Origin of the sequence: Frateuria hangzhouensis, from assembly GCF_026410505.1 — a bacterium.
In the GTDB taxonomy this organism is placed as follows: Bacteria; Pseudomonadota; Gammaproteobacteria; order Xanthomonadales; family Rhodanobacteraceae; genus Frateuria_A; species Frateuria_A hangzhouensis.
The window spans coordinates 1-13,480 of record NZ_JAPMIU010000028.1 but is presented as its reverse complement, the minus strand read 5'-3'; the positions used below and the strand labels follow the sequence as shown (position 1 = coordinate 13,480).

Genomic DNA, 13,480 nt, shown 5'->3' with positions numbered 1-13,480 from the left:
GCCGCGGTCATGCGCGGCGGAAAACAACGCGCGCGATTGCCGAACGTGGGCCTGGTGGTCGCCCGACACGCCCTTGCCGTGCTCAAACCGGTCCGTTTTTAAAAGGCGATGGTTGATCAGACCATCCCTAGGGCGTTTATGTCGGACGGCGCTGCGTACCCCTTAAGGGCTTTTGCCTGCGAGGCATTTGGGTTCAACGGATAAATATGCGCGATCTCGTAGCCTATACTCGGGTGCTTTGAACTGACCTTCTTGAACATCATAGGCGACGCGCAGAGCGGGCACGCGCCCCCGGTTTCAGCGTAAAGGATGCTGTGCTCGTTGCTATGATATTTAACCCTTTTGTTTGCCATCTGCGAACCGTCCGATGTATTCAGATAACCAATGGCAGCTTCGTGACCACTGAGCGAAGGGATCTTCTCGCCGCTCAACCAAAGCGGTCTCATATGGGCTTTCTGAAGCGTCCAGAACGGCTAGATAACGCTTGACGCCTACCAAGGTCCTTCCGCGACGTTAGAGCTGCCGTCCGCAGCGCCCCCTGTCAATCCGGTGTGAACATACAAGAGAGGTGCTTGGCGCACAACGAAGTCGGGTCGCAAAAGTGGCCGCAAAAGGGGATACGACCTCTCATTTCTTGCCTAGAGCATTGGCAGATTCAACCCTTGAGTCTCAGCACACTCAACGGCGATCTCATAACCCGCATCCGCATGCCGCATCACCCCACTCGCCGGGTCATTCCAAAGCACCCGCGCGATCCGCTTATCCGCCGCCTCGCTGCCATCACACACAATCACCACCCCCGAGTGCTGGCTGTAGCCCATGCCCACGCCGCCACCGTGATGCAGTGACACCCAGGTCGCCCCACCCGCCGTATTGAGCATCGCATTGAGCAACGGCCAATCCGACACCGCATCACTCCCATCCTTCATCGCCTCGGTCTCCCGATTCGGACTCGCCACCGACCCCGAATCCAGATGATCCCGCCCAATCACCACTGGCGCCTTCAACTCCCCCTTCCGCACCATCTCGTTGAACGCCAACCCCAGCTTGTCCCTTAGCCCCAAACCCACCCAGCAGATCCGCGCCGGCAACCCCTGGAAGCTGATCCGCTCCCTGGCCATGTCCAGCCAGTTATGCAGGTGCTTGTCGTCCGGGATCAGCTCCTTGACCTTCTGATCGGTCTTGTAGATGTCCTCCGGGTCACCGGAGAGCGCGACCCAGCGGAACGGCCCGATGCCGCGGCAGAACAGCGGGCGCACGAAGGCGGGCACGAAGCCCGGAAAGGCAAACGCGTTCTCGCAGCCCTCATCCTTGGCCATCTGCCGGATGTTGTTGCCGTAGTCGAAGGTAGGAATGCCCTTGGCGTGGAAGGCGAGCATGGCTTCGACGTGCTGCTTCATCGAGCGCTTGGCGGCGTCGCGGGTGCCGTTGGGGTCGCTCTTGCGGCGCTCGAACCACTCTTCCACCGTCCAGCCGAGCGGCAGGTAGCCGTTGACCGGGTCGTGCGCGCTGGTCTGGTCCGTGACAGCGTCCGGTCGGACGCCGCGGCGCACCAGCTCGGGCAGGATTTCGGCGGCGTTGCCCAGCAGTGCGATGGATTTGGCTTCGCCGGCCTTGGTGTACTTCGCGATGCGCGCCAGCGCGTCGTCCAGGTCGGTGGCCTGCTCGTCGACGTAGCGGGTCTTCAGGCGGAAGTCGATGCGGCTTTGCTGGCATTCGATGTTGAGGCTGCACATGCCGGCCAGCGCGGCGGCCAGCGGCTGGGCCGCGCCCATGCCGCCGAGGCCGGCGGTGAGGAGCCATTTGCCCTTGAGGTTGCCGTCGTAATGCTGGCGGCCCATCTCGACGAAGGTTTCGTAGGTACCCTGGATGATCCCCTGCGAACCGATGTAGATCCACGAGCCGGCCGTCATCTGGCCGTACATCATCAGGCCCTTCTTATCGAGCTCGTTGAAATGCTCCCAATTGGCCCAGGCCGGCACCAGGTTGGAGTTGGCAATGAGCACGCGCGGGGCGTCGGCGTGGGTCGGGAACACGCCGACCGGCTTGCCGGACTGCACCAGCAGGGTTTCGTCGTCGTTGAGCTCGCGCAGGGAGCGCAGGATGGCGTCGAAGCATTCCCAGTTTCGCGCGGCGCGGCCGATGCCGCCGTAGACCACCAGCTCGGCCGGATTCTCCGCCACCTCGGGGTCGAGGTTGTTCTGGATCATCCGGTACGGCGCCTCGGTGAGCCAGCTCTTGCAGGTCAGCTCGCTGCCGCGCGGAGCGCGGATGGTGCGGGTGGTGTCGATGCGGGTGGGGGCGTTCATGGCCGGGCTCCTTGAGGCAGATGCTCGAGTATAGCCATCGGGTGCGGGGCGCTTCGCGGGTGAGGAGGCGCGGGCGGGCATGACGGTTGGCACGCTGATCGGGCCGGACGCGGCGATAGACTCGCCCGGCAAGTTGTCGATCATCCTGCCGGGAGATGCGCATGTTGTTTCGATCCGCTTTGCCCTGGTTTGCGCTGGTGGCACTGGCGCCGGCCGCGATCGGCGCGGACGCGCCGGCGATCGATACCGCCCTCGCCGGCCGGTATTTCAAGGAGGCCTCGCAGCTTTGCCACGCGGATGGGGGCCGTTTGTGGGGCAAGTCGCTGTGCGGGCCGATGCTGCTGGTGGAACCGGCCTCGCGCCGGGTGGTCGCCAACCAGGCCGATGCCGAGGGCAAGTTGCGGCCCGAGGGCGGCGTGTACGTGGGCGACCTGCCCAAGGACCAGACCATCGCCAACACGTCTGCGGACTGGGCCGGCGTGCGCTGGACCGAGATGCTGTGGCCGCTGAAGAAAGATGCGGCGCAACGCCATACGATCATGGCGCACGAGGCGTTCCATCGCGTGCAGGACAGCCTGGGACTGAGCCCGCGCGAGGCCGACAACGCGCACCTGGATACGCTGGAAGGCCGCTACACCCTGCAGTTGGAGTGGCGCGCGCTGGACGCCGCGCTGGCGGCCGGGTCCGATGCCGACCGTCGCGCGCGTGCGGCCGATGCGCTGGCGTTCCGCGCGGCGCGCTACCAGCGTTTTCCCGAGGCGGCGCAGGCCGAGATCAAGGTCGAGCGCAACGAGGGGCTGGCCGAGTACACCGGCGTGATGGTCGGCAATCGCACGTCGGCCGCGCAGGTGGCGATGGCGCGCCGGGATCTTGCCTGGCATCCGAAGAACGACACGAGCTTCGTGCGGTCGTTCGCGTATGCGACCGGGCCGGCCTACGGGATGCTGCTGGACCGCTACCGGCCGGGCTGGCGCAAGGCGATCGTCAAGGGCGGCTCGCCGGCGGGGATGCTGGCGGAGGCGTTGCACGTGGACATGGCGGCCGCGCCGGATGTCGGGAAGTTGGCCGCGCGTTACGACGGCCCTGCCCTGCTGGCCAGCGAGCACGCCCGCGCGGATGCGCGTGTCCGGCAGGCTGCGTTGTACAAGGCGGAACTGATCAGCGGGCCGGTGTTGCGGCTGCCGCTGGCGCACATGAAGGTGCAGTTCAATCCCAGCAACCTGGTGCCGCTGGGGGATGCCGGGACGGTGTATCCGACGATGCATGTGATCGACGACTGGGGATCGATCACGGTGGATGGTGGGGCGCTGATGGCGAGCGACTGGAAGGCGCTGACGGTGGCAGCACCGGACAGCGATGCACGCGAAGGGAAGCTGCACGGCAAGGGATGGACGATGGAGCTGGCGCCCGGGTGGCAGCTCGTATCCGCCCCACGCAAGGGCGACCGGACGGTGGCCCCGGAGGCGGCGCCCTGAGTTGATGGATGCCGGCAACCGTCCGGCAACCGCTTCCGGTGACAACCGCTTGATCGGCCGCTAACGAATGCAGGCGCAGGCTTCCGCCGGGAAACCGGAATGGCCGTCCGTTCATGCGGGAGATGGTCATGTACCCAGCAGTCAAACCCAACCGGTTCGCCCTTGCCGCCTGCCTGCTGCTCGCCACTGGCGGCGCCCAGGCTCTCAACCCGAAGACCCGGAATGATGCCCAGATGATCGCCAGCGCGATGCGCGCGGCGCCTGCCGCGGTCGGCAGCCGCGCCACCATCATGGCCATGGAGGAAGGCGGCAAGATGCGCACGCTGCGCCAGGGCGACAACGGCTTCACCTGCATTCCCGACAACCCGGGCACGCCGGGCCCAGACCCGATGTGCGCCGACAAGGGCGCGATGGGCTGGATGCAGGCCTACCTCGGCCATACGACCCCGCCGGCCGGGCAGATCGGCCTGGTGTATATGCTCCAGGGCGGCACCGACGCCAGCAACACCGATCCGTACGCGGCCGGACCGAAGGACAACCACTGGATCGAGACCGGCCCGCACGTCATGTTGGTCGGTGCGGACGCATCCTTCTACGACGGCTACCCGCACCTGACCAATCCGGACACCGGCGCGCCTTACGTGATGTGGTCGGGCACGCCGTACCAGCACCTGATGGCACCGGTGCGCTGAGGTCCTCGTAGGGTGGGCTTCAGCCCATCACCGGCAAGCCGCGACCGATCGTTCTTCCTGCTGGGGGTGGAGGACAGAACCAACGGCCTCCCCCTCTCCCCAGCCCTTTCCCCGGCGTTGCCGGGGGAGAGGGAGTCGATCAGGCGAGCCCATAGCTCTCCGCACGCCTTTGCTGCTCTGGCAGTCTGCTGTGGCGGCTATTCGCCGTGGATGCCGCCGCGGGTCAGCGCGGTGGGGTCGAGCAGCTTTTTCAGCTCCTCTTTCGACAGGCCCGTGGTTTCCAGGGCCACGTCCATGATCGGGCGCTTTTCCTTGTAGGCCTGCTTGGCGGTGGCGGCGCCTTTTTCATAGCCGATCACGGGGTTGAGCGCGGTGACCAGGATCGGGTTCATCGCCAGCGCCTGGTTGACGCGCTCGCGGTTGACCTTGAAGCCGGCGATGGCCTTGTCCGCCAGCAGGCGGCTGACGTTGGCCAGGATGTCGATCGACTGCAGCAGGTTGTAGGCGATCAGCGGCAGCATCACGTTGAGCTGGAAGTTGCCGGACTGGCCGCCGATGGTAATCGCGGCATCGTTGCCGATCACCTGCGCGGCGACCATGGCGGTGGCTTCCGGGATCACCGGGTTGACCTTGCCGGGCATGATCGAGGAGCCCGGCTGCAGCGCGGGCAGTTCGATCTCGCCCAGGCCGGCCAGCGGGCCGGAGTTCATCCAGCGCAGGTCGTTGGCGATTTTCATCAGCGCCACGGCCAGGGTCTTGAGCGCGCCGGAGAGTTCAACCGCGGCGTCCTGCGCGGCCATGCCCTCGAAGAAGTTTTCCGCCGATTCGAAGCGCACGCCGGTCAGCGTCTTGAGCTCCTTCGCCACCGCCGGGCCGAACTTCGGGTCGGCGTTGATGCCGGTGCCCACCGCGGTGCCGCCCTGCGGCAGCCGGCGCATGCGCTTCAAAGCATCTTCGATGCGCTCGATGGCCGAGCCGATCTGTGCCGACCAGCCGGAGAGTTCCTGGCCGAAGGTCACCGGCATCGCGTCCATCAGGTGGGTGCGGCCGGTCTTGGGCACGTTCTTCAGCTCACGCGCACGCTTGTCGATGGCCTTCTTCAGGTGCTTCAGCGCCGGCTGCAGGCGCTCGCTGGTGGCCAGCGTGGCGCTGACGTGGATCGTGGTGGGGATCACGTCGTTGGAGCTCTGGCCGTAGTTGACGTGATCGTTGGGGTGCACCTTCGCCCCGCCCTGCGCGGCGAGGTGGGCGATCACCTCGTTGGCGTTCATGTTGGTGCTGGTGCCCGAACCGGTCTGGAACACGTCGATGGGGAACTGCGCGTCGTGCCTGCCCTCGGCCACCGCCAGCGCGGCCTTGCGGATGGCGGCCGCCTGCCCTTTCTTCAGGTGGCCCAGCGCCAGGTTGGCGGAGGCCGCGGCCGCTTTGATCAGGCCCAGTGCGCGGATGAAGTCGCGCGGCAGGGCGAGGCCGGAGATCGGGAAGTTGTCGATCGCGCGCTGGGTCTGCGCGCCATACAACGCATCGGCGGGGACTTTGAGTTCGCCCATGCTGTCGTGTTCGGTGCGGAAGTCGGCCATGGTCTGCTCCGTGGAAGATCAGGCCACTATAAGTTGGGCCGCCTCGGGCCGGGGACAACGGCCCTGGACAACAAGGCCCTGTAGGAGCGCCCTTGGGCGCGACCGCCATCCAGGTCGCGCCCAAGGGCGCTCCTACAGACGCGAGGGGAAGAATCGCGGGCAGCCATGGGAAGCGGGATGTAAAATGCCGCGTTTCCCCTTGCCGGAATGACCGCGATGTCCACCCACGCCCTCACCGCCCTGTCGCCGCTGGACGGCCGCTATGCCGGCAAGGTCGAGCCGCTGCGGCCGATCTTCAGCGAGTACGGCCTGATGCACCGGCGCGTGCAGGTGGAAATCGAATGGCTGCTGGCCCTGGCCGCCGAAGGCGGCATCGTCGAGTTGCCGCCGTTCTCCGGCGCGCAGGTGGACCAGTTGCGCGCCATCGCCAACGACTTCGGCGTGGCCGAGGGCGAACGCGTCAAGGCAATCGAGGCGACCACCAACCACGACGTCAAGGCGATCGAGTACTTCATCAAGGAGCGCATCGGCGCCGACCCGGCGCTGGCGCAGGCCAAGGAGTTCGTGCATTTCGCCTGCACCAGCGAGGACATCAACAACCTGTCCTACGCGCTGATGCTGCGCGATGCGCGCGAGGGCGTGCTGCTGCCGATGTTCGATCGCATCATCGCGCGCCTGCGCGAACTGGCGCATGCCAACGCCGGCCTGCCGATGCTCTCGCGCACGCACGGCCAGACCGCCTCGCCCAGCACACTGGGCAAGGAACTGGCCAACGTGGTGGCGCGCCTCGAGCGCCAGCGCAAGCAACTGGCGGCGGTGGAGATCCCCGGCAAGATCAACGGCGCGGTGGGCAACTACAACGCCCACGCCATCACCTACCCCGAGCTCGACTGGCGCGCGTTCTCGCAGCGCTTCGTCGAAAGCCTGGGCCTGGACTACAACGCCTACACCACCCAGATCGAGCCGCACGACGGCGTGGCCGAATACTGCGATGCGGTGCGCCGCGCCAACATCATCCTGGTCGACCTGGCGCGCGACATCTGGGGCTACATCTCGCTGGGCTACTTCAAGCAGGCATTGAAGGCCGGCGAAGTGGGCTCCTCGACCATGCCGCACAAGGTCAACCCGATCGATTTCGAGAATGCCGAGGGCAACTTCGGGCTTGCCAATGCTCTGCTGGGGCATTTCGCCGAGAAGCTGCCGATCAGCCGGTGGCAGCGTGATCTCACCGACTCGACCGTGCTGCGTGCGTTGGGCACGGCCTTCGGGCACACGCTGGTGGCACTGGAATCGCTGCAGAAGGGGCTGGGCAAGCTCACCGTCAATGCCGAGCGCATCGCGGGCGACCTGGATGCCAGCTGGGAAGTACTGGCCGAGGCGGTGCAGACGGTGATGCGCCGCTACGGGTTGCCCGAACCTTACGAGCAGTTGAAGGCGCTCACGCGGGGCCAGGGGATCACGCGGGAGTCGATGCGTGCGTTCATCGAGGGACTGGCCTTGCCGGCCGAGGCCAAGCAGCGGTTGCTGGAGCTGACACCGGGTGGGTATGTGGGCCTGGCCGAAGGTTTGGCGCGCGAGGCCTGATTGCGCGACCGGGCCCTTCGACTTCGCTGCGCTACGCTCAGGGCGAACGGCTTTCGGTAATCGTTCGCCCTGAGCGTAGGCCCGTAGGGCCGAACTCGAAGGGTTGCGTGTGAGAGCACGCTCCGCCCGAACCGCTTCTTCTCAACCGTTCGCCCTGAGCGTAGGCCCGCAGGGCCGAAGTCGAAGGGTTGCGTGTGTCAGCACGCTCCGGCCGTACCCTCTCCCGCCCTGCGGGCACCCTCTCCCGGTGGCAGAGGGATCGAGAGCCCCTCTTCCACCGGGAGAGGGGTTGGGGTGAGGGTCCGGCCCTTGCCATGTGGCCCGAAGGCCCCTTCCCCGGAAGCGGAGCCGAAGGGCCACGGCGCCCTCCGACCCACTTTCCTCACGCCGCCGCGGTCGCTCGACGCGCCAGTCCTTCCTCATCCATCACCGCCTGCACCGCCGGCCGTTCCAGCATGCGCTTCTGGAACGCCAGCACTGCCGGGAAATCGGACAGGTCCAGGTCCACGTGTCGCGACCAGTTGGTCACGGTGAACAAGTAGGCGTCGGCCGCGGTGAAGTGGTCGCCGAGCAGCCACGGATGCGTCGCCAGCGCGCTTTCGATCAACGCATAGCGCTTGCGCAGGTACTCCTTGCGCTCCTGCCGCGTGGCCTCGGGCGTGTCCGGTTTGAACAGCGGACTGTAGGACTTGTGGAGCTCGGAGTTGATGTAGCCCAGCACTTCCTGCAGGCGGTAGCGCGCCAGGGTGCCGTTGGCCGGGGCCAGGTTGGCGCCAGGCTTGAGGTCGGCCAGGTACTGCACGATCGCCGGGCCTTCGGTGAGCAACTGACCGTCGTCCAGCTCCAGCGCCGGCACGTAGCCCTTGGGGTTGATCGCCAGGAAGTCGGCACCGTCCTCGGTACGCTTGGTCTTGCCGTCGACCTTCACCAATTGCAGGTCGATGCCGGCTTCGCGCGCCACGATGTGCGGGGAAAGCGAGCAGGCGCCGGGCATGTAGTAAAGCTTCATGGGTCACTCCTTGGGTGGGGAACGCGTCTTTCGACGATGCCCGCGCATCCTAAGTCCCGGTGGTAACTGTTGGATACCACCTAACCGGGGATTAGTGCGAAAATGTGGTATCCCCGCGGTTACCGCACGCATGAGGAACACCCCGCCATGGGCCTGCCATTGCGCAAGAGCAAGGTTGCCGCGCCGCCGCCGGCGTGCCCGCTCACCGAGAGCCTGTCGCTGCTGCGCGGCGCCTGGGCGCCCAACGTGATCTGGTACCTGAGCGCCGAGCCGCGGCGCTTCGGCGAACTGCGCCACGACATTCCGCGGATCTCGGCGCGCGTGCTCAGCGCGCGGCTGCGCGAGCTCGAATCGCGAGGACTGGTGACGCGCAAGGTGCTGGATACCTCGCCGCCGTCGGCCGAATACGCGCTCACCCCGCTGGGTCGCGAGCTGCTGCCGGCGATCGAGGCGCTGGCACGCGTGGGGCGCAAGCTGATCGACCAGTGGGAGCTTGGCGCGAGCCATGCCGGTGCGAGGTCGCGCCCGCGACGCGTGGCCGTGTAGGAGCCCACTTGTGGGCGATGCTCTTGGCTCGGGCCGGCATCAGGGCAGGCGCATCGCCCACAAGTGGGCTCCTACGAAGACCGATTGTCAGGCGGCCGTGGCCTTGGCTGCGAGAGCGGAGCTGGGGCCTTCCACTTCGTCCGAGCCCTCGTTGACGTCCTCGAACAGGAACGTCGACAGGTAGCGCTCGCCGGTGTCGGGCAGCATCGCCAGCAGCACCGAGCCTTCGGGCGCGTCCCTGGCCACCTGCAGCGCCGCGGCCAGGGTACCGCCGGACGACAGGCCGACGAAGATGCCTTCCTGCTGCGACAGCGCACGCGAGGTGTCGCGGGCCACCGTGTCGTCGACGGTCACGAGCCGGTCGATTACGTCCCGGTTGAGCACGCCGGGCACGAAGTCCGGCGTCCAGCCCTGTATCTTGTGCGGCTGCCAGTCCTTGCCGCCGAGCAGCGAGGCACCCGCCGGCTCCGCGCCGATGATTTTCACTTCCGGCCGGGCCACCTTGAGCACCTCGCCCACGCCGGTCAGCGTGCCGCCGGTGCCCCAGCCGCTGACGAAGTAATCCAGCCGCCGGCCGGCAAAGTCGCCGAGGATCTCCGCGGCGGTGGTCTGGCGGTGGTAGGCGGGGTTGGCCGGGTTCTCGAACTGGCGCGCAAGGAACCAGCCGTGTTTCCTGGCCAGTTCCGCCGCTTTCTCGACCATGCCGGTGCCGCGAACCGCCGCCGGAGTCAGCACCACCTTGCCGCCGTAGGCGCGGATCAGCTTGCGCCGTTCGATCGAGAAGGTTTCGGTCATTACCGCCACGAACGGGTAGCCACGCGCCGCGCAGACCGCCGCCAGCGCCACGCCGGTGTTGCCGGAGGTCGCCTCCACTACGGTCTGGCCCGGCTTGAGCTCGCCGCGCTGCTCGGCGTCCAGGATGATCGCCAGCGCGAGGCGATCCTTGACCGAGCCGGCCGGATTGAAGGCCTCGACCTTGACGTAGAGCTCGACGTTGTTGGGTGCAAGGCGGTGCAGCTTGACGACCGGCGTGTGGCCGATGGTGTCGAGGATGCTGTCGTAGATCATGGGAGTGCTCCGTGGGAAAGTTGCCGGCGAACGCGCCGGCGCGGAAGTCTTCAGGCCTGGTGAAGCGCGGCGAGCACATCGTCCTGGCGCGCCGCCGGTCGGACGCGGGCTGCCCTGCCCCCATCGCCGATGTCGGGCGCCGCGCCCAGCGGTGGTGCGCCGAACCACGCCAGCGAACCGGCCAGCGCGGCGACTTCGCCGAGTATCAGCAGCGCCGGTGAACGGACCGCATGGACGACGGCGCGTTCGGCGAGCTGGGCCAGAGTGCCGGTGACGACGCGTTGCCCGGCGCGCGAACCGTTCTCGACCATGGCGAACGGCGTCGCAGGATCGCGGCCGTGTTCGAGCAGGCGCGACTGCAGCTGGGCCAGTTCGCCGACGCCCATGTAGACCGCCAGCGTCTGTTTTTCCTGCGCCAATGCGGCCCAGTCCAGCGTGTCGTTCGAAGCCTGGCAGTGCGCGGTGAGCAACCGCACCGATTGCGCATGCCCGCGGTGGGTCAGCGGCACGCCGGCATAGGCGGCGCAGGCCAGCGCGGCGGTGATGCCTGGCACCACTTCATAGGCGATGTCGTGCGCGCGCAGGAATTCCAGTTCCTCGCCACCGCGGCCGAACACGAACGGATCGCCGCCCTTGAGCCGCACCACCCGGCGTCCGGCGCGGGCGTGCCCGAGCATCAGTCGATGGATCTGCGCCTGCGTCACGTGATGGTTGCCGGCCTGCTTGCCGACTTCGATGCGTTCGGCGTCGCGCCGCGACAACGCCAGCACCTCGGCACTGACCAGGCGGTCGTGCAGGATCACATCGGCCTCGTTGAGCGCGCGCAGGCCGCGCAACGTCAGCAGGCCCGGATCGCCGGGGCCGGCGCCGACCAGTACGACGGAGCCGGCGAAGGCTCGCGGCGCAGCGGCCAGCGCCTGCTCCGCATCGTTGCGCGCCTCGGCCTCGTGGCCCTGGCGCAGCAACGACGCCACCGGGCCGGCGAACAAGGCCTCGTAGAAACGCCGCCGCGCGGCCGGCTGCCCGAAGCGCAGGCGGATACGTGGGCGCAGCCGCGCGGCGAGCGTCGCCAGCGCGCCCAGCGAAGGATCCAATAATGCCTCCAGTCGTTCGCGCAGCCACCGCGCGAGCATCGGCGCCTGTCCGCCACTGGAGATGGCCACCATCAGCGGCGCGCGGTCGATCACCGCCGGCACGTGGAAACTCGACAATGCGGCATCGTCGACAACGTTGACGAACAGCCGCCGCAAGCCGGCCAGCTCGGAAACAAGCGCATTGGTGGCACGGTCGGAGGTGGCCGCCACGACCAGCCAGACCCGATCCAGCCAGGCCTCGCGGAAAGGTTCGGGGCGATGGGCCACGCTGCCCTCCTCCACCCATCGGCGCAGTAGCGGTGTCAGCGCGGGCGAGTTCACCGTCACCTGCGCGCCGGCGTCGCGCAGTGCGGCCACCTTGCGCTCGGCCACGACGCCGCCGCCCACTACCAGCACGGAGCGGTGCGAAAGGTCGGCGAACAGCGGGTAGAGCTTCAAGGGCGCGGCCCCATGCGTGGAGGTCAGGCCACGCTAGGCGGGGGCGTGCTGCCGGACAAATGAATTGTGGCGCGGTCCATATGCTTTCACGGCATGTGGACCGCGGCGGCCTGCCCCTTGACACAATCATCATATGGACGTATAGACGTCCGAATATGGATACCGGACCACGCCCGCCCCGCGACGTCGACGGCCCGGCCCTGCAAGGGGCGGCGCGGGAGCCCTGGCGATGTACCCGTGTCTCGTCCGCATCCGCCATCCCCATCGAACGAACACGGATATGCCCTTATGACTTTGGTCCAGCTGCGCTGCCTGGTGGCGATCGCCGACGCCGGGCTCAACATCACCCTCGCCGCCGAGCACGTGCATGCCACCCAGCCGGGCCTGAGCAAGCAGCTCAAGCAACTGGAGGATGAGCTCGGTTTCAAGCTGTTCGTGCGCAAGGGCAAGAGCCTGGACGCCGTGACGCAGGCCGGGCGGCAGGTGCTGGAACGTGCGCGTGTGATCCTCGCCGAGGCGGCCAACATCCGTGCCATCGCCGCCAACCTGCGCAACGAGGCGCAGGGCGAGCTGCGCATCGCCACCACCCACACCCAGGCGCGCTTCGCCCTGCCCGCCTCGATCGCCGCGCTCAACCTGGCCTATCCCCAGGTGAGCGTGCACCTGCAGCCCGGGCAGGACGCCGACGTGCTGGCGCAACTGGAAGCCGGCCGCGTGGACATGGCGGTGATCAGCACCGCCGGCGCGCCGCCCGCGATGGGCATCGCTTTGCCCGCCTACCGCTGGCACCGCGTGGTGCTGGCGCCGACCACCCACGCGCTGGCCCGGCGCGGCTTGCCGCCGACGCTGGCCGAGCTCGCCCGGGAACCGCTGATCAGCTACGACTCCTCGGTCAAGCCCGAGTCCTCGTTGCGCCGGGCATTCGAGGCGGCCGGGCTGGAGCCGCAGATCGCCATGACGGCAGGCGACGCGGACCTGATCAAGACCTACGTGCGTGCCGGCATGGGCATCGGCGTGCTGGCCGAGATGGCGATGCTGCCAGCCGATGCCGACTTGCAGGTGCTGCCCGCCGACCACCTGTTCCCGCAGTGCACGACCTGGATCGTGCTGCGGCGCGAGGCGGTGGTGCGCGAGTTCGTGCTGGATTTCATCGGCCAGTTCGCGCCGCACCTGGACCGCTGGGACCTGGTGCGTGCGCTGACCGGCGATACCGCACCCGAGCGGCCGCAGACACCGCACTGGCGCGAGCGCCAGGTGGCGCTTCCGGACGCGGCCTGAGTGGCCGCCCTGACTCCCTCTCCCTTCCGGGAGAGGGTTGGGGGAGGGACGGGGCTCGCGAAGATGTTGATTCGAACTGGGTGGAGGCTCTTCGGCCTTTTTGAGGATCGAAAGAATCGCACGCGCACCGTTCCCCGCGAGCCCCGACCCCTCACCCCAGCCCTCTCCCCGGAGGGGAGAGGGAGCAAGGCTGCGGCCTGACCCGACGCTGCTCGCGCAGGGTCGTCATCGCCTCAGATGAGAAGCGTCAGCCGCGCGCCTCGCTTCTGCTCCCTCTCCCCTCCGGGGAGAGGGTTGGGGTGAGGGGCGGGCTCGCGAAGATGTTGGCTTGGGCTGGGTGAAAGCTCTTGGTTTTCTTGAAGATCGAAAGAATCGCACGCGCACCGTTCCCCGCGAGCCCCGGGGGG

Annotated in this window: 10 protein-coding genes; 5 read left to right on the top strand and 5 right to left on the bottom strand. The window is 67.6% G+C overall.

Annotated features, from left to right (window positions below):
• Positions 1-638: 638 nt before the first annotated feature.
• The gene (gene hutU, locus OSC30_RS16565; RefSeq protein WP_267172956.1) at positions 639-2,309 is read right to left on the bottom strand and encodes a urocanate hydratase; all 1,671 of its coding nucleotides are present in this window, start codon (positions 2,307-2,309) and stop codon (positions 639-641) included.
• Between the two features lie 161 nt (positions 2,310-2,470).
• Between hutU and OSC30_RS16560 the strand changes: the two genes are divergently transcribed.
• Both OSC30_RS16560 and OSC30_RS16555 read left to right on the top strand, forming a co-directional pair.
• A complete protein-coding gene (locus OSC30_RS16560) occupies positions 2,471-3,784 on the top strand; it encodes a hypothetical protein (protein ID WP_267172955.1) in 1,314 nt (437 codons plus the stop codon).
• 128 nt (positions 3,785-3,912) lie between these two features.
• Entirely contained in the window at positions 3,913-4,476 is a 564-nt protein-coding gene (locus tag OSC30_RS16555) for a hypothetical protein (RefSeq protein ID WP_267172954.1), read from the top strand.
• A 197-nt stretch (positions 4,477-4,673) separates the two neighbouring features.
• Here the strand turns inward: OSC30_RS16555 and OSC30_RS16550 are convergent, their stop codons facing one another.
• Entirely contained in the window at positions 4,674-6,056 is a 1,383-nt protein-coding gene (locus OSC30_RS16550; protein ID WP_267172953.1) for a class II fumarate hydratase, read from the bottom strand.
• 216 nt (positions 6,057-6,272) lie between these two features.
• Between OSC30_RS16550 and purB the strand changes: the two genes are divergently transcribed.
• Complete coding sequence (gene purB / locus OSC30_RS16545; protein WP_267172952.1) at positions 6,273-7,640, top strand: adenylosuccinate lyase; 1,368 nt, start codon at positions 6,273-6,275, stop codon at positions 7,638-7,640.
• 382 nt (positions 7,641-8,022) lie between these two features.
• Here purB and gstA read toward each other — a convergent pair whose 3' ends face one another.
• Entirely contained in the window at positions 8,023-8,649 is a 627-nt protein-coding gene (gene gstA, locus OSC30_RS16540) for a glutathione transferase GstA (RefSeq protein WP_267172951.1), read from the bottom strand.
• A gap of 147 nt (positions 8,650-8,796) precedes the next feature.
• Here gstA and OSC30_RS16535 point away from each other — a divergent pair, with 147 nt between their 5' ends.
• Entirely contained in the window at positions 8,797-9,195 is a 399-nt protein-coding gene (locus tag OSC30_RS16535) for a winged helix-turn-helix transcriptional regulator (protein WP_267172950.1), read from the top strand.
• An 87-nt stretch (positions 9,196-9,282) separates the two neighbouring features.
• Here the strand turns inward: OSC30_RS16535 and cysK are convergent, their stop codons facing one another.
• Both cysK and cysG read right to left on the bottom strand, forming a co-directional pair.
• Positions 9,283-10,263, bottom strand: coding sequence for a cysteine synthase A (gene cysK / locus OSC30_RS16530; protein WP_267172949.1), 981 nt, complete (start codon positions 10,261-10,263; stop codon positions 9,283-9,285).
• A gap of 50 nt (positions 10,264-10,313) precedes the next feature.
• Positions 10,314-11,795: a siroheme synthase CysG gene (gene cysG, locus OSC30_RS16525; protein WP_267172948.1), complete on the bottom strand. Its 1,482-nt coding sequence runs from the start codon at positions 11,793-11,795 to the stop codon at positions 10,314-10,316.
• A 288-nt stretch (positions 11,796-12,083) separates the two neighbouring features.
• Here cysG and OSC30_RS16520 point away from each other — a divergent pair, with 288 nt between their 5' ends.
• Positions 12,084-13,073 (top strand): LysR substrate-binding domain-containing protein, encoded by a 990-nt coding sequence (locus OSC30_RS16520; RefSeq protein ID WP_267172947.1) that lies wholly within the window; start codon positions 12,084-12,086, stop codon positions 13,071-13,073.
• Positions 13,074-13,480: the final 407 nt, after the last annotated feature.

What these genes read in the sequence shown, in the direction of transcription:
- OSC30_RS16560 (WP_267172955.1), top strand. Translation starts at nt 2,471, where the DNA reads ATGTTGTTTCGATCCGCTTTGCCCTGGTTTGCGCTGGTGGCACTGGCG.
- purB (WP_267172952.1), top strand. Translation starts at nt 6,273, where the DNA reads ATGTCCACCCACGCCCTCACCGCCCTGTCGCCGCTGGACGGCCGCTAT.
- cysK (WP_267172949.1), bottom strand. Translation starts at nt 10,263, where the DNA reads ATGATCTACGACAGCATCCTCGACACCATCGGCCACACGCCGGTCGTC.
- gstA (WP_267172951.1), bottom strand. Translation starts at nt 8,649, where the DNA reads ATGAAGCTTTACTACATGCCCGGCGCCTGCTCGCTTTCCCCGCACATC.
- hutU (WP_267172956.1), bottom strand. Translation starts at nt 2,309, where the DNA reads ATGAACGCCCCCACCCGCATCGACACCACCCGCACCATCCGCGCTCCG.
- OSC30_RS16555 (WP_267172954.1), top strand. Translation starts at nt 3,913, where the DNA reads ATGTACCCAGCAGTCAAACCCAACCGGTTCGCCCTTGCCGCCTGCCTG.
- OSC30_RS16520 (WP_267172947.1), top strand. Translation starts at nt 12,084, where the DNA reads ATGACTTTGGTCCAGCTGCGCTGCCTGGTGGCGATCGCCGACGCCGGG.
- OSC30_RS16535 (WP_267172950.1), top strand. Translation starts at nt 8,797, where the DNA reads ATGGGCCTGCCATTGCGCAAGAGCAAGGTTGCCGCGCCGCCGCCGGCG.
- OSC30_RS16550 (WP_267172953.1), bottom strand. Translation starts at nt 6,056, where the DNA reads ATGGCCGACTTCCGCACCGAACACGACAGCATGGGCGAACTCAAAGTC.